Source organism: Mesorhizobium sp. M0500 (assembly GCF_040321165.1).
Lineage (GTDB): Bacteria > Pseudomonadota > Alphaproteobacteria > Rhizobiales > Rhizobiaceae > Mesorhizobium.
Window position 1 is genome coordinate 124711 of sequence record NZ_JAMYRB010000005.1, and the last position, 18437, is coordinate 143147.

Genomic DNA, 18437 nt, shown 5'->3' on the forward strand with positions numbered 1-18437 from the left:
CGGAACCCTGTTACCGCAAGACACCGACCGACCCCGGCGGCGCCTTCGACAAAGGTTGGAGGAGTTATCGGAGAATAAAGGCGCCGATGGCCAGGATCAGCACGAACAGGATAGTCCCCGAGAAGAAGCCGCCCACAAAGAAGCCGAACGCCATGGCAAGAAGCACGGCGGCGCAAAATAGCGACCCATATTTGGCCAGCATCACAAAGCCGGCATAGGTGCGGTCGTGCTCGGCATAGTCCATCTTCGCGCCTAGTTCGACAGGACCGGTCGGCGTGTGTTCAGCCATTGGAATACCCCTTCGAAGACATCTTTCAGGCACATAGCGAAAAGCCGCGTTAAGGGCAATGGCGCTATTGCCGCATCGCCGCAGCCAACAATCTCAAGCAAAACTTGAAATCGCTGCGCGAAGCGCGGCGATACCAATCACAATGGATGGCAGGTCCGCTATTGCCGATGTCGTTAGCCGGCGAGATGCGGGAACAGACCGAGCAGGCCGACAACGATCAGATAAAGGGCGACGATATAATTGAGCAGCCGCGGCATCACCAGGATCAGCACGCCTGCAATCAGCGAGATAAGCGGGGTAAGGGCGAGCGTGGAAATGGTCATATCGGTTCCTTTGATCGGATCGCTATCGAAGCGATGCTTGGCGGATGCCGGCCATGCCGACCTACCACCAGCACCCTTGCCCAGAACGCCGAAGCGACCGGAAGGCTCCATGGGCTCGTTCAGGCGGCTTCGCGAAAATACTTGGCGGTGGGCAGGATGGTCAGCGGGGCGAGTTCGCCGGCACCGGGCGTATCGAACAACATGCGCTGCTCCATTGGCGTCGAACGGAAGAACGGAAAGCGAGCGTAGGTTTCATTCTTGATCGCCAGGACATCGGCTTGATAAAGCAGCGCGAAACAGTTGATCACGCCGGCATAGGGCCGCGCATCGCCAATCGGTCGCGCCCGATAGATGCGCTTGTAGAAAGCCGCATGGTCCTCGCGGATCATGGATATGCAATAAGGCGCGCCGAAATGGAAGCAAGCCATGCCCGCAAGGCGCAGCGTCACATACGGGATCTGCGGGTAAAGCCGTGACCATTCGGCGTCCACGGCAAAACGGCTCGGGTCGATAAAGACTTCGCCGGCCGCCAGACGCGGCATCAACAAGTCCTTGTAGACGCTGAGCGCTGGTGATGTGGCGTTATCAGCAGACACGTTATGCAGGCGCATTGTGCTGACCAGCCGCCCCTCGATGTAGATTCCGAACGTATGGCAATTGGGCAGTTCGTCAAACTCGTCATGGACCTGACGGGACGCATTCTCGGGCACCAGATCGTTCATCCGATAGGAATTGTAGCGCAGCCTGTAAATGCTTTCGAAGTCCTCGCCGCTTTCACATCGTCGGTACTCCGTCCGGTCAAGCAGCGCATAAACATGTTGCGCGAAGCTGGACATGGTCTCGGACGCATCTTTCCCACCAGCGCCCGCCGCATGGCCGAGCGAACTCAACTGGGCACACATGAACTCTATTCCCCGCGATTACCGCCACCAGCCGACACTACGGACGGGTCATGAGATGTAAAGATGAAAATAAGTAGGAGCTCGTTTACCGCTCGTTAAGGTTAATAATTAATAAAATTATACTAAAATACGCGGTTTTTCAGCGCGAAGTCAGCGCCGCGGCGCCTTCCTTGCCGTCTGGATGTCCTTGGCGAAGGGCCAGACGGTGCTCGACATCGTCTCGATGCCGGACGCGCTGAGTGCCGACCCGAACAGAAAGCCCTGGACCAGGTCCGGCTTGACCTGCAATGCCAGGATCTTGAGCTGTTCGAAGGTCTCGACACCTTCGACGGTAACCGAAAGTCCCAGCGGCCGTGACAGGTTGACGATGCCCTTGAGCAATTCGAGCGACCGGCTGTTCTGAGTGACATCCATCAGGAACGAGCGGTCGATCTTGATTTTGTCGAGCGGCAGTTTGTGGAGATAGCTGAGGCTCGAATACCCGGTACCGAAATCGTCGAGCGCAATGCGCACGCCGAGCCGCTTCAACTCCTCGATATATTGGCGTGTCAGCGACTTGTCGTCGAGCAGCGCCGTCTCGGTGACCTCGATCTCCAGACGTCCGGCGGAGAGACCGGATTCAGCCAGTGCGTCGCGAACCTTCTGGATGACATCACGGTTGCGGAAATCCTTGGCCGAGAGATTGACCGACACGCTGGTCTGGGCCGGCCATTTGGCGCATTCCGTGCAGGCCGCATGCAGGACGAAGGTGCTGATGTCGGAAATAATCCCCATTTCCTCCGCCAGCGGAATAAAGATACCGGGGGAAATCGGCCCGAGATCGGGATGATCCCAGCGGCACAGCGCTTCGCAACTGGCGATACGCATCGTGCTCATCGCCACGATCGGCTGATAGACCACCCGCAATTCGTTGTTTTCCACGGCGCTGCGCAGGTCCGCCTTCATCAGCTGACGGCTGCGGAAGGCAGCATCCATGGAGGCCTCGAACAGCCGCCAACCGTTCTTGCCAAGCTCCTTGGCCTTGTAGAGTGCAAGGTCGGCTTTGACGATCATGGCGTCAACGTCGGTATCCTTGACCCGCGACAGCACCGCGCCGCCGGAGGCCTGGATGCGTAATCCGTGGCCGGCGACATCGACCTCGCCCTGTAGATTGACAAAGATCTCATCAACCTGGCCGGTCAGGTGGCTTTCATCCTCGATGCGCTCGAAGAAGATCATGAACTCGTCGCCGCCGAAGCGGCTGACGGTGATCCCTGGCCCAGCGACTGCCGCCAGCCGCTCGGCAACGGCGTAGATCAATCCGTCGCCGACCGGATGGCCGAGCGTGTCGTTGACGCTCTTGAAATCATCGAGATCGAGCACCACCAGCCCGCAGAGACGCTCGGGATCCCCTGAGGCCATGGCTTCCACCACCAACTCGTGGAAGTAGGCGCGGTTGGGCAGGCCGGTGAGACTGTCGTAGCGCGCCATGAAGCGGATCTTGTCTTCCGCCTCGACCCGGGCGGTCACATCCTCGAAAGTGACGACGCCCAGTTCCTGGCTGCCTTCGCGCGCCGAAAATTCATAGTGCTGGCCGTTGGTGAGCGAGACCAGGACCTTGCGGTCGCGGCCCTCGCGCAACGCACGCGTCAGCTGGGCTTCGATGTAACGGCAATCTTTCGGCGCCAGCATGCCGCCTGCAGCGCCGCGCATCAGCAGACCGTGGATCGAGCGGCCTAGCAGCGCATCGGCCGATTTGAGCGACATCAGGTGCGCGGCTTCGGCATTGGCCACCGCCACCCGGCCGTCGGGACCAAGCATGACAAGGCCATGCGACATGGTGTTGAGCGCGCGGTTGAAACGCTGCGCGATGCGGTTCGCCTTCTTTTCCTCCGACAGGGCGGTAAACAGGACTTCGCGGACGATGTCGGCGAACCGCTTGATCGCAAACAGAAAAGGGGCCGACATCAGACCGAGGATGATGTGGTAGATATCGCCGCGCAGGATAAAGCCAAGCGATATGGGCCATGTGGTGGTTATGATAAAAATCATAACCATGCGCGGCGACCCATAATTGCGGCCGGCAATCGACGTGACCGATGCCAGAGTGACGCAGACAGAGGCTATTTCGGCATAGTTGTCGTGGCTGTCATTTGCCAGATAGATACTGACGAAACAGAACGCGCCAAGCATGAAACCATGCATCGAACCGAAAATTATGTAATCGTTTTCGCGATCATGGGCTTCTTCCCACGTCGTCGGGGAAGGAAGTCGCCCGTATTTTCGGATGTTGCGAAGGCGCAGAGTACCGACAATGATGAGCCCAGCGGCAACTAGAAGATACGCCAAGTCCATGGTCTTCCAATAGACCAGAATGACGAGGAGTGTCTGCGCAACAAGGCCGATCGACAGCGTGAACCCGTCGCGAAACAGCGTTTCCACGAACGGAATGTAAACGTCGACCGGAATCTCGTTTTTTCGTCTCAGATTCACGCCTGGATCCCAACCCTGGGGAACCCAGCAGTGTCACATTGGCCTTAAGAAAGGTTTAGAGCAGCGGTTCGGGCTCTATTGGCGTCCATTGGTGACGCAGCGGAAGCAGGGAAACTACAGTTCAGGTAAACAAGGAGTATCACAGCGCTGAATTATTCGGCGGCTTGAAGTTGCGGCCGCAGCGGCGCCGTCGAGAGGCGGTCGAGCAGACGCTGGCGTTCGCCGGCGGCTTTTTCGGCACTGGCCTGCTTGACGTGGCCAAAGCCGCGGATGAGCGCCGGTACCGAAACAAGCGCGGCAGCAACCTCGATCTTGCCCGGCGCCAGCGCGCCGGCGACAAGCTCCAGGTCGGCTTCATAGAGGGCAAGAAGCTGCCGCTCCATACGCCTCTCGGCGCTGTAGCCGAACAGGTCGAAAGCGGTACCGCGCAGCCCCTTCATCGCCGCCAGCAGGCGGAACCCGTTCATCATCCACGGGCCAAAGCTCGATTTCTTCGGCTTGCCGTCACTGCCGCGCCTGCCCATGATCGGCGGTGCGAGATGGAATTCAAGCTTGCCGTAGCTCTGGAACTGCTTTGCGAGCTCTGCGGCAAAGGAGCCGTCCGTATAAAGCCGCGCCACCTCGTATTCGTCCTTGATCGCCATCAGCTTGAACAGGTTCTTTGCGGCAGCCTCGGTCACCACGGTCGAACCGCGCACAGCATTGGTTTCGGCCTTGCGCAGCGCCGCCAGTCTGTCGGCATAGCGCTTGCCATAGGCGGCGTTCTGATAGGCGGTCAGGAAGGCGACGCGGCGAGCAATTATATCGTCCAGCGTCTCGGCAATGGCGGCATGCTGCGTGGCCTTGCCCGGCTGGGCGAGAAGGCTGCGCACGAAATCCGGCTGGTGGGCGGCGCGGCGGCCCCAGCGAAATGCCGCGATATTCATCGCTACCGCCTCGCCGTTGAGCTCGATCGCCTTTTCGACCGCCTCCGCCGACAGCGGCAAGCCGCCATGCTGGAAGGCGAATCCGAGCATGAACATGTTGGCACCAAGCGAGCTGCCGAACAGCGCGGTGGCGGTGCGGGTGGCGTCGAAGACATGCGTCCTGTCGTCGCCCGCGGCCGTTCTTATCGCTTTCTTCAGCCGCTCGACGGGCAGCGAGAAATCGGCCGAACGGGCGAACTCGCCCGGCATGATCTCGGCAGTGTTGGCGAGGAAGATGGTATGGCCTTCGCGCACCGCGGCCAACACCTTCTTGGCACCCGAAACGACGAGATCGCAGCCGAGCACGAGATCGGCCTTGCCGGCCGATACCCGAATGGCGTGGATGTCGTCCGGCGTGCGGGCGATGCGGACATGGGTGAACACCGAGCCGCCCTTCTGGGCGAGGCCGGCCATGTCGATCATGCCGCAGCCCTTGCCTTCCAAGTGCGCGGCCATGCCGAGCACCGCGCCTATTGTGACGACGCCGGTGCCGCCGACACCGTCGATGATCGCCGCCCAGCCTTGTTCACCGAGCGTAAATTGCGCCGGCGCCGGCACCCCCGCGAGCGGGTCGGCCGCGCCGGCTATGCCTTCGGCTTTCCTGATTTTGGCGCCGTGGACGGTGACGAAGGAGGGGCAGAAACCGTTGACGCACGAGAAGTCCTTGTTGCAACTCGACTGGTCGATCTTGCGCTTGCGGCCGAATTCGGTCTCGACCGGCTGGATCGAGACGCAATTCGACTGCACGCCGCAATCGCCGCAGCCTTCGCAGACCAGCTCGTTGATGAAGATACGCTTGTCGGGATCGGGGAAGGTGCCGCGCTTGCGGCGGCGACGCTTCTCGGCGGCGCAGGTCTGGTCGTAGAGCAGCACCGAGACGCCTTTGACCGAACGCAACTCGCGCTGGACGAGATCGAGGTCGTCGCGGTGATGGATGGTGGCGCCGGCGGGAAATTCCACCTTGCCGGTATATTTGTCCGGCTCGTCGGTGACGATGGCGATGCGCTCCACGCCCTCGGCGCGCACCTGCCTTGCGATCATGTCCACCGTCAGGCCGCCCTCGTGCGGTTGCCCGCCGGTCATCGCGACGGCGTCATTGTAGAGGATCTTGTAGGTGATGTTGGCGTCGGTCGACAGCGCGAAGCGGATCGCCAGCACACCCGAGTGGTTGTAAGTGCCATCGCCCAGATTCTGGAAGATGTGCTCGCGCTTCGAGAACGGCGCCTGGCCGACCCACTGCGCGCCCTCGCCGCCCATGGCGGTGAAGCCGACGGTGTTGCGGTCCATCCACAGCGCCATGAAATGACAGCCGATTCCGGCGGCGGCGAGCGAGCCGTCCGGCACCTTGGTCGAGGAATTGTGTGGGCAGCCGGAGCAGAAGAAGGGCGTGCGCGAGGCGATGTCTGACGTGTCGGCCAGCATCGCCTGGAACTGGCGCAACTTCGCCACCCGCGCGGCGATTTCTTCCGACGGGCCGATCGTTCGCAAAATCCTCTCGCCGAGCGCGATGGCAATATCGTTGGGGTCGAGCGCGCCCTTGGCCGGGAACAGCCAGTCGCCGCGCTCGTCCTTCTTGCCGACGATGATCGGCTGCGTCGCGGTGCCGTAAAGGTTCTCGCGCAGTTGCACCTCGATCAGCGAGCGTTTCTCCTCGACGACGACGATGGTATCGAGGCCGCGAGCAAAGTCGGCGATGTGCTGCAGGTCGAGCGGCCACGGGCAGCCGACCTTGAACAGCCTGATACCGATGCGACTGGCGGCCGCTTCGTCGATGCCGATATCCTCCAGCGCCTGGCGAACATCGAGATAACTCTTGCCGATGGTGACGATGCCAAGCTTGGCGCTGCTGCCGCCCGAATAGACGATCCGGTTCAGCCCATTGGCGTGGATGAAGGCCGAAGCGGCGGCGCGCTTGTGTTCATGCAGCCGCTCCTCCTGGCCGAGCATGTCGATCTCGTTACGGATATTGAGGCCGCCGGGCGGCATGTCGAAGTCCGGCACGATGATGTTCAGCCGTTCGAGCGCGGCATCGACCGAGGCCGTCGATTCGATGTTGTCCTTGACGCATTTGATCGCCGCCCAGGTGCCGGCAAAACGCGACATGGCAAAGCCGTAGAGGCCGTAGTCGATGATCTCCTGGACGCCGGCCGGATTAAGGATCGGCACCATGGTGTCGACGAACAGGAACTCGGTGGCATGCGCGTTGGTCGAGGATTCGGCCATGTGGTCGTCACCCATCAGGGCCAGCACGCCGCCATGTTTCGACGACCCGGCGAGATTGGCGTGGCGGAACACGTCGCCGGAGCGGTCGACGCCCGGACCCTTGCCGTACCAGACCGAAAAAACGCCGTCATGGGTACCCTCGCCCAGCAATTCGGCCTGCTGCGAGCCCCAGCAGGCGGTGGCGGCGAGCTCCTCGTTGAGACCGGGCTGGAAGACGATGTCCGACTGCGCGAGCTGGTTCCTGGCCTTCCACAGCTGCATGTCGAGGCCGCCGAGCGGCGAGCCGCGATAGCCGGAGACGAAACCGGCGGTGTTCAGGCCAGCCCGGCGGTCGCGCTCGCGCTGCATCAGAAGCATGCGGATGACTGCCTGGGCACCCGACAGGAAGATGCGCTCCTTTGCCAGGTCGAACTTGTCGTCGAGCGCGACATTGTGCAGCGTCATCAGGCATTTCCTGTGCGGAGGCCGCGCCTGGTGGTGCGCGGCCAACGTCGGAGTCGAGTGCCCACAGTCTTTCTTCCCTTGCCGGGGAGGTCAAACAAAATCGAAGGTGCCAGGCGGTCCGCAACAAACGATCCGTGCGCGGCCGTGTGGCGCCACGAAACGCCTGTCGGGGAGGATGGCCGAGCATGAAAAATTCCGGCGGCGGTCAGTGCCGCTGGTGATGCATCATGCAGCCTTTGGGCAACTGGGCTTCGGTTCACCGGGCAGCTTGCCGTCGACATGGCCGGCCAAGTCCTTGTTGAGCTCGTAGACTGGCCCGACCACCAGAGGCCGGTCGGGCAGGACCGACTGGTCGAGCGAGGACGTCAGAGTGGTCGCGAAACTCTGCAGCAACTTGCCGCTGGAATCCTCGATGCGGATCGACACCGCATAGGGCTTGTCCTTGACAACGCAGGTAAGCGGCGGGCTGGTGAGCGTCACATGCGGCAGCTTCGGCCATATTTTCTGGGTGACGATGATCGGATCACCACCGGCCGGGTTCTGGAAGGAGACCACAGCGACCTGCCCCTCACCCACCGGCCGCAGCGGATTGAGGGTGATGACATAGGTGGCGATACCCAGCCGGTAGTTGAACTCGAACAGCTTCCCGGAAATGGCGAACAGCTGGTCCTTGCCGGAATCACGGCAGGCGCCGAGCGCGGCCGCCGCGAACAACGCCGCGACGACAATCATCGCGCGTGAGAATCTTCTAGACATTGGTGACCTCCCTGGCCGCGGTCCGGCGGCGATAGTGTCGGTTTGCCTTCTGGCGGTTGCCGCACACCGCCATGTCGCACCAGAGGCGGCTGGAATTGCGGCTTTTGTCGACAAACAGCCAGCTGCAGTTCGGACATATCCGCAGCCTGGCGATGGTGTCGCTACGCAGCAGCGACAGCGCCGAGACCGCAAGCGCGGCCTCGAAGGCAATCGGCGTCGCCGGATCACCGAACGGTTTTCCAGGCGTGCCGATTTCGGTGCGGCTATGAGCAAGGCCATCGGCGCAGGCTTCCAAGAATTTCGGCATATCGCCGGTCGCGATCGCACCTTTCGATACCGCGCCGCGAAACAGCCGATCGGTCGTCTCCCGGATCGACAGCACCACCGGTGCGATCTTTTCAGGCGCCGGCGCTACGAGCCGCCTGCCGCCGAGCTCGGCGGCGCGAAAGGCACTCGCGGCTTCGGCAAAGCGGGCGATCTCGGCCGGATCGTCGAAACGGTCGAAAGTTTTCTTCGGATCGTTCCGCAAAACGACGGTGTTCGCCGTATCGAGCGCCAGCATGCCACCGGTAAAGCGGTGCGGAGTCCAGGATACTGTCATATGGCGAATCTAACTGATAACTCGCGTTTGACAAGTTAGATTCCGGGTGCAACGCTCGTCACTGAGGCGATCGCCGTACTGAGAATATCGTTCGTCCCAAACCTCTGCCCCGATTGCGGGGCATGCATAGAGGGTCTTGCATGCTCTATTTCTTCCAGCAGGTTCTGAACGGGCTGCATTCGGGCGCGCTCTACGCATTGCTTGCCTTCGGCTACGTGCTGACCAACGGCATCCTGCACCGTACCAATCTTGCCTATGGCGCGCTGTTCGCCTTTTGCGGGCATACGATGATCCTCACCGCGGCGTTCGGCTATCAGGCGCTGTGGCTGACGCTGTTTGCATCGGTCGCGCTCGGCGTAGCTGCGGCATTCCTTTATGCGGCGCTGCTCAGCCATGTCCTGTCGCGAAGTATCTTCGAACCGCTGGCCGACCGCTCGCCCAACGCCATCGTGGTGACGACGCTCGGCATATTGCTGGTCTTGTCGGAAGCCAGCCGCATCGCCGCCGATACCCATGACCTATGGTTGCCGCCAATGCTGGCCCAGACCATCGTCTTCGCGCAGAATGCCAGCTTCAAGGCGACGTTGACGCTGATCCAATTGCTCGATTGCGCCGCCGTACTGGCGGCCATAGCGCTGGCTGCTTGGGGCTTCGCATATTCGAGCTTCGGCCGGAGCTGGCGCGCCGTATCCGACGATCCCAAGGCGGCTGCGATGTGCGGCGTCGATGTCCGTGCGGTGTTTCGGCGTGCGGTGCTTTTCGGCGGCCTTTGCGCGGCACTGGCTGGCGTGCTCGCCGCCTTCTACTACGGTAACATCAGCTTCGGCACAGGGTTGGTCTACGGGTTGAAAATCCTGTTCGTGACCGCAGTGGGCGGCTATCTTTCGCCTTTGCGGGCGGCACTGGGCGCCGCCGCTTTCGGCATGGCCGAATCGCTATGGGCCGGCTATTTTCCGCTCGAATGGCGGGACGGCTGGATGTACCTGTTCCTCGTCGCCATGCTTGTGCTGATCGGCGCCGGCCGCGACCAACAGAAGATCGCCTGAGCCGCACCCGACTTTGCTTGGGTGAAAGCGCCGCATGTCCTTGGACATGCAAAGGATGCGGCAGCATTTTGCCGCCCGTCATCTCACAACTGTGTTTATGCGGGCTGTCCCGTGTTGACCCGCCGGACCACGCACTGCATACCGTTGGTCCACAGCGACGCGACGGACAGGGAACCGCCGCGCTCTGACACAAGGGAGGAATGCATGGCAGGGCTTCTCGCTCTTTCCAGAACCATTGACCGTTTGAACGAATTCATCGGCAAATGGGTTTCGTGGCTGATCCTGCTGGCGATCCTGGTAAGCGCCGCCAACGCCGTCATCCGCAAGGTGTTCGACATGTCCTCGAACGCCTGGCTGGAATTGCAATGGTATCTGTTCGGCGCCGCCTTCATGCTGGCCGCCGCCTACACGCTGAAGCAGAACGACCATATCCGCATCGATATCGTCTACGGCATGTTCTCGCGCCGCGTGCAGCACTGGATCGACCTTTTCGGTCACGTCTTCTTCCTGATGCCGTTCGTGACGTTGATGGTGGTCTATTTCGTTCCCTATGTGTCGCTGTCGTATCGCAGCGGGGAGATGTCGAACAATTCCGGCGGGCTGATCATCTGGCCGGCGAAGGCGATCCTGCTGGTCGGCTTTTTTCTGCTCGCGCTGCAGGGCATTTCAGAAATCATCAAGAAAATCGCCATCATGCGCGGTCAGATGGACGATCCCACTCCGTTCATATCGGTGCATGAGCAGGCCGAGCTAGAAGCCAAGGCGCTCGTCGAAGAGGTGCGCTCGTGATCGAGTTCATCGCCCAGAACATGGCGCCGATCATGTTCGCCTCGCTGGTCGTCTTCCTGCTGATCGGCTATCCCGTCGCCTTCTCGCTCGCCGCCAACGGCCTGATGTTCTTCTTCATCGGCGTGCTTCTGTCGCCCTATTCGGGCGGCTCGATCAATCTCGCCTGGCCGTTGCTGCACGCGTTGCCGGATAATTTCTATGGCAGCCGGGTGATGTCGAACGATACGCTGCTGGCGATCCCGTTCTTCACCTTCATGGGCATCGTGCTCGAACGATCCGGCATGGCCGAAGACCTGCTCGACACGATCGGCCAGTTGTTCGGACCTGTCCGTGGTGGCCTCGCCTATGCCGTGATTTTCGTCGGCGCGCTGCTCGCCGCGACGACCGGCGTGGTGGCGGCCTCCGTCATTGCCATGGGTCTGATTTCGCTGCCGATCATGCTGCGCTACGGCTACGACCGGCGGCTCGCATCCGGCGTCATTGCCGCGTCCGGGACGCTCGCCCAGATCATCCCGCCGTCACTGGTGCTGATCGTCCTGGCCGACCAGCTCGGCCGCTCGGTCGGCGATATGTATAAGGGAGCGCTGATCCCCGGGCTCATTTTGACCGGCATCTACATGCTCTACATTCTGCTCATGTCGATCTTCCGGCCGAAGTCGATGCCGGCCCTGCCGCTGGAGGCCCGCACGCTCGGCCACGGCGTGCTGTCGCTGCTGGCGGCGCTGCTGGCGGCGGTGGTGGTTTCCTATGCGGCGTATCGCTACCTTGCGCCGAACCATGGCGGCAACGCCGATATCCTCGGCGCCACCATCGGCGTCATCTTCATCTATGTCGTGGCGATCGTCGACCAGCGCCTGAAGATCAGCCTGATGTCCAGACTGGCACAGCAGGTGATCATCGTGCTGATCCCGCCGCTGGCGCTGATCTTCCTGGTGCTGGGCACCATCTTCCTTGGCATCGCCACGCCGACGGAAGGCGGCGCCATGGGCGCCGTCGGCGCGCTGGCAATGGCGGCGATGAAGGGGCGGCTGTCGCTCGACGTGGTCAAGCAGGCGCTGGCCTCGACGACCAGGCTGTCGTCCTTCGTTCTGTTCATCCTGATCGGCGCGCGGGTGTTCTCGCTGACCTTCTACGGCGTCAATGGCCACATCTGGGTCGAGCACCTGTTGACGTCGCTGCCGGGCGGTGAAGTCGGTTTCCTGATTGGCGTCAACATCCTCGTCTTCGTGCTCGCCTTCTTCCTCGACTTTTTCGAGCTTGCCTTCATCATCGTGCCGCTTTTGGCGCCAGCGGCTGACAAACTCGGCATCGACCTGATCTGGTTTGGCGTGCTTTTGGGCGTCAACATGCAGACCTCCTTCATGCATCCGCCCTTCGGTTTCGCGCTGTTTTATCTGCGCTCGGTCGCCGCGCGCGTGCCCTATCTCGACCGACTCACCGGCAAGCAGATCGCGCCCGTCACCACAGGGCAGATCTATTGGGGCGCAGTGCCCTTCGTCTGCATCCAGGTGATCATGATCGGCCTGACCATCGCCTTCCCGCAGATGGTGATGCACTACAAAGGCACTGTCGTCGATCCTGGCACCATCAACTACCAGGTGCCGGAAACGCCTGGCATCGGCTTGTCGCCGCTTGGCACGCCGCCGGCCAACGGCGGCACTGCCCCAGCCTCACCTTCCACACCGGATTTGTCGCAGCCGCCGAGCTTCGACGAAAAGCCGCCCGCGAAACCGGCGGCGCCGGCGATCGATCTGTCGCAACCACCGAGTTTCAACTGAGGAAGGCCCGGCAGCCATGAAGGCGGTTCGGTTGGAGCGAGTGGGCAGCCTCGCCGTGTGCGAGGCCGAGAAACCGACCGCCGGGCCGAACGATCTGCTGGTGCGCATCGAGGCGTGCGGCGTCTGCGGCACCGACAGGCATCTTTTCCATGGTGAATTCCCGTGCACGCCGCCGGTGACGCTCGGGCATGAATTCTCCGGCATCGTCGAGGCGGTCGGACCTGGCGTATCCGGCTTTTCCGTCGGCGACCGCGTCACCGGCGATCCCAACATTGCCTGTGGCCGATGCGAGCATTGTCAGGCCGGCCGGGTCAATCTCTGCGGCAATCTACGCGCCATCGGCATCCATTGCGATGGCGGCTTTGCCGAATATCTTGTCCTGCCACAGAAACAGGCCTTCGTCTTGCCAGGCGATCTGAAGCCTACGCATGGTGCTTTCTGCGAGCCGCTCGGCTGCTGCCTGCATGGCGTGGACCTTGCCGCGATCAAACCAGGCTCGTCGGTCGCGGTGCTCGGCGGCGGCGTGATCGGCCTGCTCACCGTTCAGCTGGCAAAGCTCGCCGGTGCGACGACCATTATCTTGTCGACCCGTCAGGCCTCGCGGCGGGCTCTTGCCGAGCAATTTGGCGCAACGGCGACGCTCGATCCCAGCGCCTTCGATGTCATCGATGCGATCGTCGGCCGGTCGGGTTTGATGCCGGGCGGCGTCGACGTGGTGTTCGAATGCGCCGGCGTGAAAGACACTGTTGAGCAGGCGATGCGGCTGGCCAAAGCGGGCGGCACCGTCGTCGTCGTCGGCGTGATGCCGCAAGGCATGAAAGTGGCGTTCGAACCGTTCGATCTCCTATTCCGTGAGTTGAAGGTCCTGGGTTCCTTCCTCAACCCCTTTACCCATCGCCGGGCCGCCGATCTTATCGCCTCGGGGGCGATCGAAGTAGATCGGCTGATATCACGACAAGTCAGCCTCGACGAGGCGGTGGCGATCATTGCCAACCCGCCGGCGGCAGGTGAGGTCAAAGTCGTGGTGGTGCCCGGCTGATCGCAAATGAATGCACTACGGCCCCAGTGTCCCGAAAGGAACGCTGGCGCCGCGGAGCAACAGGATCAGAGCTTGCTGTTGCGCTGCTGGACCATCATGAAGGTGTCATAGTTGTACTCGGCCACCTGCGCCCAGAGATAATGCTCCTTGCGGAACGCCTTGATCGAATCCCAGATCTTCTTGAACGGCGCGTTCGAGGCTTCCATCTCGGCATAGACTTCGTTGGCCTTTTCGAAACAGGCGGCCATGATCTCCTGGCTGAATGGGCTCAACTTGGCACCGCCGGCAACCAGCCGCTTCACCGCCGCCGGGTTGAGGTAGTCGTATTTCTGCAGCATGTTGGCATCGGCCGCCTGGGCGGCAGTGTGCACCAGCGACTTGTAAGCCGGCGAAAGTTCGTCGTATTTCGCCTTGTTGAACATCAGATGGACGGTCGGTCCACCTTCCCACCAGCCGGGATAGTAGTAATAGGGCGCAACCTTATAGAAGCCGAGCTTCTCGTCGTCGTAAGGGCCGACCCATTCGGCGGCGTCGATCGTGCCTTTTTCCAACGCCGGATAAATGTCGCCACCGGCGATCTGCTGCGGAACCACCCCGAGCCTTTGCACCACTTTGCCGGCAAAACCACCGATACGCATCTTGAGGCCGGAAAGGTCGGCGACCGTTTTGATCTCCTTGCGGAACCAGCCACCCATCTGCACGCCGGTATTGCCGCCCGGCAGCCCGAACAGACCCTGCGTCGCCAGGAACTCGTTGAACAGATCGATGCCGCCGCCATGATAGTGCCAGGCGTTGATGCCGCGCGCGTTGAGCGAAAACGGAACCGCCGCTCCCAGCGCCCACGTCGGGTCCTTGCCCCAGTAATAGTATGCCACGGTATGGCAGGCCTCGACCGTGCCGGCTGTGGTGGCATCGGCGGCCTGCAGGCCGGGAACGAGTTCGCCGGAGGCGAAGACCTGGACCTGGAAGTTGCCGTCGGTCGCCTCCGACAGCATCTTGGAAAACACTTCGGCGCCGCCATAGATCGTATCGAGCGACTTCGGGAAGGACGACGCCAGTCGCCAGGTCACTTTCGGATTGGACTGGGCGATGGCCGGCGCGGCAAGTGTCGCGGCAGCGGCCGCAGCGCCGAAACCGGTGGTGCCGGCCTTGCGGATGAACGAACGACGATCCATGAAGTTCCTCCCTTTTGGATCCACTGACCGACATTCGGGACACTTCGGCGCCCGGATCGGCTTCGAGCCGACAATACACAGGCAAGGAGTCGAGTCCAGCACGGTAGCCCGGTTTGAGCGCCGCATTTCGGGGAAATTCACGGCGTTGGGCCAGATCTTGCAACTATAGTCTAAGGTCGATTAACTGGCCTACGCGACACGCCGAAACTTGCCATGGAAATGCGCCTTCGGATCGCCTATTTTGCAGGCAGATAATTCGTTGCACCCGATGGGATCCGGACCAAATGCACCAGCCGCTCGTCGCCGTATCGACCGATGTCCGCCAGTTCGACAATTACACCTGGCATGCCGCGCCACAGCAATATCTCGAAGCGGCGCTTTCGGGTGCAGGCGTGTTCCCGCTGCTGGTACCATCCTTCGCCGACCGGCTCGACTTCGACGAACTGCTTTCCGCCGTCGACGGCGTCATGGTCACCGGCTCCAAATCGAACGTTCATCCCTCGCTCTATGGCGGTGACGCCAGCGAAGCCAATGGTCCCTACGACCCCGCCCGCGACGCCACCACGCTGCCGCTGATCCGCCGGGCGGTGGAGCGCGGGGTGCCATTGCTCGCCATCTGCCGCGGCATCCAGGAGATGAATGTGGCGCTGGGTGGCACGCTGGCCACCGAAATCCAGGAACGCGCCGGTTCGCTCGATCATCGTGCGCCGGCAAGCGACAATCAGGACGAACGCTTCGCCATCCGCCAGAGCGTGGCGATAAAACCCGGCAGCTGCCTGGCCGGGGTCTTCGGCGCCGGCGACATCATGGTCAATTCGGTGCATCGCCAGGCCATCGACCGGCTTGGCCCAAAGCTGCAGGTCGAAGCGGTCGCCGCCGACGGCACTGTCGAGGCGGTTTCGGTGCGCGATGCACGGGCTTTCGCCGTCGGCGTCCAGTGGCATCCCGAATACTGGGTCAAATCGGACAGTATCTCGGTAAAGATATTTCGCGCATTCGGCGATGCGGTGCGCCTGCATCAGGCGGCGAAATCGGGTGCGCGCGCAGCCGCGGAATAGTCCTGCCGCGCTCGCTAGTTGCCGGCCGACGCCAGCGTCAGCAGCGGCAGCGCCGGCGCGTAGGATTCGTAACCATCGCCGTCGGCGACTGAGAACATGACGATCGGATCGGTGCCGTTGGCGCTGAAGGTGACCGTGCCGTCATCCTGCTCTCGCCAGAACTTCGCCTGCTCGACGCCGGGCAACACCCGGCGGCAATTTGCTGCGACCGTCAACAGCGACAGACCTTGCGAAATCTCGGCGCCGCGGCTGACCGCACAAGACCCCTCGTCGCCATGGGCTACCAGCCTGTAGTTGCCGGATGAAGGCGGTGACTCACTGGCTGCACGGCTTTCACCGCTACCGGCGTAAAACAGCTGGGCGCTGCCGAACAGCACAGCGACTGCCATCAATGCAGGAAGCGTCTTCATCCTGGTTCTCCGCGCATTTCAAGCGCGCCGGTTCGAAGAGATCAGGGAGGCGCGCTTCATCTTGCTGTCATGTCCTGTCAGGCGGACATACACCGCGAAGGGACCAGAATGATTCCGAAGGGTTAAGCTGAAGTTAATAGATATGGCAGCCCGCTTACGGCCTTGCCTTGACATTTGCCGTCTCCGGCACCGGCGTCAGCGCCTTTCGCTGCGAAAACCACGAGACCAGATTGTCGACGCACAGGTCCGCCATGGCGCGGCGGGTGTGCTGCGAGGCTGAGCCGACATGCGGCAAAAGCGAGGTGTTGGGCGCGGCAAGCAACGCCGCTGGCACATTCGGCTCGTCGGCAAAGACGTCTAGCCCGGCAGCGGCGATGCTGCCGCTGGCAAGTGCGGCGGCAAGGGCTGGTTCGTCGACCGTGCTGCCCCGGCCGATGTTGACAAAGACGCCGTTCGGCCCAAGAGCCGAGAGAATTTCGGCATTGACGGCCTTTTCCGTCGAAGCCCCGCCGGGCGCCACCGAGATCAGTGTGTCGACCGCCTCGGCGAGACCTTTCAGCGTCGGGTGATAGTCATAGGACAGGCCTTCGACGCGGCGCCGGTTGTGATAGGCAATGGGCAGCCCAAAAGCGTCGAGCCGGCGGGCAATGGCGAGGCCGATGCGGCCCATGCCAAAGATACCGACATGGCGCCCGCGCAAGGTCAGCCGGCTCAGCGGATAGTTGCCGTTGCGCAGCCAGCTTCCGTGGCGTAGCCAGGCCTCGGCGCGCGGCAGTTCGCGGATGGTATTGATCAACAGGCCGAGCGCCGTATCGGCGACCTCTTCGGTCAGCACATCCGGTGTGTTGGTGACCATGATGCCGCGCTGTGCGGCGTGGCGGACATCGACCGAATCATAGCCGACGCCGAAATTGGCGATAATCTCGAGCTTTGGCAGCGCGTCCATTAACGCGGCGCTTATGCCGCCAAAGGCGGCTATGCCGCGCACCGTAAGGCGCATCTCGTCGGTGACCAGCGACGGATCGGCGCGTTCGATCCGGACGCGGCTGAACACCCCGTCGATGCGGCCGACCGCATGATCGTTGAACTGGCCCGGCACCAGAATGGCGACAGCTTGCTGTTTGGTTTTTGTCATGCACGTTCCACCGGTTTGCCGGTCGACTGGCGCACATGCAGTTCCGGCTTGATCAGTTCCTGCGACGGCCGCACCGTCTGTCCGTTGAGTTTGTCGAGCAGCGCGCTGGCGGCGCGGCGGCCAACCTCGCGCTGGCCGTTCCAGACGGTGGTTAGCGCAGGCGTCGCGATCGCCGCCTCCTCGAGGTCGTCATAGCCGGTAACGGAGATGTCGATGCCCGGCACCAGACCAGCGCGCGCGATGCCGTTCATCAGGCCGATGGCGACGAGGTCATTCCAGCAGCAGGCCGCGGTCGGCCTGTCCTTCAGCGCCAGGAACTGCCCGGCAGCCTCGAAGCCGGCCTGCTTGGTGCGCGGGCCGGCGATGCGCCAGGACGGCCTGACCTCAAGCCCTGCCGCCTCCATGGCGTTGACATATCCCTGATAGCGGTCGCGGCCGGTCGAGGTCTGGTCGGTACCGCCGATCATTGCGATGCGCTTGTGGCCAAGCGAGATCAGATGATTGGTAGCAAGCCCGGTGCCATAGGCATCGTCGCCGCGAAACACCGGCACGTCGGCACCTTCGACGGTGCGTGCAATCAGCACTGCCGGGAGACCGTTCTCCTCGGCCATGATTATGTCTTCGGGCGGCGTGCCGATGGCCGGCGACATGATGACGCCGTCGGCGCCGAGTTGCAGAAGCGTGTCGATGAAGGTGCGTTGTTTCTCGAGCTGGTCGTAGTGGTTCGACAGGATGAAGGTTTGCCGGCTGCGGTCGAGTTCGCTCTCGATCGAACGCAATATCTCGGCAAAGAACGGGTTCATGATGTCATGGACGACGACGCCGACAATACCCGAGCGCGAGGTGCGCAGGCTGGCGGCGCGGCGGTTGTAGATATAGCCGATGGCGCGGGCATGTTCCTTGATGCGATCGCGGGTGCCGCCGGCGACCAGCGGGCTGTCGCGCAAGGCCAGCGAGACCGTGGCCGTGGACACGCCGAGCGCATCCGCGATGGTGGAAAGCTTGATCTTCTGTGCCAGCGGCCTGCGCTCC

Annotated in this window: 16 protein-coding genes; 5 read left to right on the forward strand and 11 right to left on the reverse strand. The window is 62.2% G+C overall.

Going from position 1 to position 18437, the window contains the following annotated elements:
* Positions 1-64: 64 nt before the first annotated feature.
* The 7 genes from NKI70_RS12005 to NKI70_RS12035 form a co-directional block, all read right to left on the reverse strand.
* Positions 65-289: an aa3-type cytochrome c oxidase subunit IV gene (locus NKI70_RS12005; RefSeq protein ID WP_023676259.1), complete on the reverse strand. Its 225-nt coding sequence runs from the start codon at positions 287-289 to the stop codon at positions 65-67.
* A gap of 173 nt (positions 290-462) precedes the next feature.
* Positions 463-612, reverse strand: coding sequence for a DUF3096 domain-containing protein (locus NKI70_RS12010; RefSeq protein WP_013528205.1), 150 nt, complete (start codon positions 610-612; stop codon positions 463-465).
* Between the two features lie 119 nt (positions 613-731).
* Complete coding sequence (locus NKI70_RS12015) at positions 732-1514, reverse strand: N-acyl amino acid synthase FeeM domain-containing protein (protein WP_023676258.1); 783 nt, start codon at positions 1512-1514, stop codon at positions 732-734.
* 150 nt (positions 1515-1664) lie between these two features.
* Positions 1665-3986, reverse strand: coding sequence for a putative bifunctional diguanylate cyclase/phosphodiesterase (locus tag NKI70_RS12020; protein WP_352452207.1), 2322 nt, complete (start codon positions 3984-3986; stop codon positions 1665-1667).
* A gap of 152 nt (positions 3987-4138) precedes the next feature.
* Positions 4139-7618 (reverse strand): indolepyruvate ferredoxin oxidoreductase family protein, encoded by a 3480-nt coding sequence (locus NKI70_RS12025; RefSeq protein ID WP_352590995.1) that lies wholly within the window; start codon positions 7616-7618, stop codon positions 4139-4141.
* Between the two features lie 225 nt (positions 7619-7843).
* A complete protein-coding gene (locus NKI70_RS12030; protein WP_352452209.1) occupies positions 7844-8374 on the reverse strand; it encodes a hypothetical protein in 531 nt (176 codons plus the stop codon).
* Complete coding sequence (locus NKI70_RS12035; protein ID WP_352454730.1) at positions 8367-8975, reverse strand: CGNR zinc finger domain-containing protein; 609 nt, start codon at positions 8973-8975, stop codon at positions 8367-8369. Before NKI70_RS12035 ends, NKI70_RS12030 begins: the two co-directional genes overlap by 8 nt.
* 140 nt (positions 8976-9115) lie before the next feature.
* Between NKI70_RS12035 and NKI70_RS12040 the strand changes: the two genes are divergently transcribed.
* The 4 genes from NKI70_RS12040 (at position 9116) to NKI70_RS12055 (ending at position 13627) form a co-directional block, all read left to right on the forward strand.
* A complete protein-coding gene (locus NKI70_RS12040; protein ID WP_023676253.1) occupies positions 9116-10021 on the forward strand; it encodes a branched-chain amino acid ABC transporter permease in 906 nt (301 codons plus the stop codon).
* A gap of 204 nt (positions 10022-10225) precedes the next feature.
* Positions 10226-10810: a TRAP transporter small permease subunit gene (locus NKI70_RS12045; protein WP_023676252.1), complete on the forward strand. Its 585-nt coding sequence runs from the start codon at positions 10226-10228 to the stop codon at positions 10808-10810.
* Positions 10810-12588, forward strand: a complete 1779-nt coding sequence (locus tag NKI70_RS12050; RefSeq protein ID WP_352620745.1) for a TRAP transporter large permease — start codon at positions 10810-10812, stop codon at positions 12586-12588. The genes NKI70_RS12045 and NKI70_RS12050 overlap by 1 nt, the downstream gene beginning before the upstream one ends.
* 16 nt (positions 12589-12604) lie before the next feature.
* Entirely contained in the window at positions 12605-13627 is a 1023-nt protein-coding gene (locus NKI70_RS12055; protein WP_352697136.1) for a zinc-dependent alcohol dehydrogenase family protein, read from the forward strand.
* Positions 13628-13692: 65 nt separating this feature from the next.
* Here the strand turns inward: NKI70_RS12055 and NKI70_RS12060 are convergent, their stop codons facing one another.
* On the reverse strand, positions 13693-14802 hold the full coding sequence (locus tag NKI70_RS12060; RefSeq protein ID WP_352469878.1) for a TRAP transporter substrate-binding protein: 1110 nt from the start codon (positions 14800-14802) through the stop codon (positions 13693-13695).
* 284 nt (positions 14803-15086) lie between these two features.
* On the opposite strand from NKI70_RS12060, the gene NKI70_RS12065 reads away from it, so the two are divergent.
* Complete coding sequence (locus NKI70_RS12065; RefSeq protein WP_352620718.1) at positions 15087-15860, forward strand: gamma-glutamyl-gamma-aminobutyrate hydrolase family protein; 774 nt, start codon at positions 15087-15089, stop codon at positions 15858-15860.
* 14 nt (positions 15861-15874) lie between these two features.
* Here the strand turns inward: NKI70_RS12065 and NKI70_RS12070 are convergent, their stop codons facing one another.
* The 3 genes from NKI70_RS12070 to NKI70_RS12080 all read right to left on the reverse strand — a co-directional run bounded on the left by NKI70_RS12070 (position 15875) and on the right by NKI70_RS12080 (position 18424).
* A complete protein-coding gene (locus NKI70_RS12070; RefSeq protein ID WP_352454732.1) occupies positions 15875-16270 on the reverse strand; it encodes a hypothetical protein in 396 nt (131 codons plus the stop codon).
* A 154-nt stretch (positions 16271-16424) separates the two neighbouring features.
* Positions 16425-17405: a 2-hydroxyacid dehydrogenase gene (locus NKI70_RS12075; RefSeq protein WP_352620716.1), complete on the reverse strand. Its 981-nt coding sequence runs from the start codon at positions 17403-17405 to the stop codon at positions 16425-16427.
* Complete coding sequence (locus NKI70_RS12080) at positions 17402-18424, reverse strand: LacI family DNA-binding transcriptional regulator (protein WP_023676245.1); 1023 nt, start codon at positions 18422-18424, stop codon at positions 17402-17404. The genes NKI70_RS12075 and NKI70_RS12080 overlap by 4 nt, the downstream gene beginning before the upstream one ends.
* Positions 18425-18437: the final 13 nt, after the last annotated feature.

Excerpts from the sequence above, each read along its gene's own strand:
- NKI70_RS12005 (WP_023676259.1), bottom strand. The coding sequence starts at position 289 with ATGGCTGAACACACGCCGACCGGTCCTGTCGAACTAGGCGCGAAGATG.
- NKI70_RS12010 (WP_013528205.1), bottom strand. The coding sequence starts at position 612 with ATGACCATTTCCACGCTCGCCCTTACCCCGCTTATCTCGCTGATTGCA.
- NKI70_RS12015 (WP_023676258.1), bottom strand. The coding sequence starts at position 1,514 with ATGTGTGCCCAGTTGAGTTCGCTCGGCCATGCGGCGGGCGCTGGTGGG.
- NKI70_RS12025 (WP_352590995.1), bottom strand. The coding sequence starts at position 7,618 with ATGACGCTGCACAATGTCGCGCTCGACGACAAGTTCGACCTGGCAAAG.
- NKI70_RS12030 (WP_352452209.1), bottom strand. The coding sequence starts at position 8,374 with ATGTCTAGAAGATTCTCACGCGCGATGATTGTCGTCGCGGCGTTGTTC.
- NKI70_RS12035 (WP_352454730.1), bottom strand. The coding sequence starts at position 8,975 with ATGACAGTATCCTGGACTCCGCACCGCTTTACCGGTGGCATGCTGGCG.
- NKI70_RS12040 (WP_023676253.1), top strand. The coding sequence starts at position 9,116 with ATGCTCTATTTCTTCCAGCAGGTTCTGAACGGGCTGCATTCGGGCGCG.
- NKI70_RS12045 (WP_023676252.1), top strand. The coding sequence starts at position 10,226 with ATGGCAGGGCTTCTCGCTCTTTCCAGAACCATTGACCGTTTGAACGAA.
- NKI70_RS12055 (WP_352697136.1), top strand. The coding sequence starts at position 12,605 with ATGAAGGCGGTTCGGTTGGAGCGAGTGGGCAGCCTCGCCGTGTGCGAG.
- NKI70_RS12060 (WP_352469878.1), bottom strand. The coding sequence starts at position 14,802 with ATGGATCGTCGTTCGTTCATCCGCAAGGCCGGCACCACCGGTTTCGGC.
- NKI70_RS12065 (WP_352620718.1), top strand. The coding sequence starts at position 15,087 with ATGCACCAGCCGCTCGTCGCCGTATCGACCGATGTCCGCCAGTTCGAC.
- NKI70_RS12070 (WP_352454732.1), bottom strand. The coding sequence starts at position 16,270 with ATGAAGACGCTTCCTGCATTGATGGCAGTCGCTGTGCTGTTCGGCAGC.
- NKI70_RS12075 (WP_352620716.1), bottom strand. The coding sequence starts at position 17,405 with ATGACAAAAACCAAACAGCAAGCTGTCGCCATTCTGGTGCCGGGCCAG.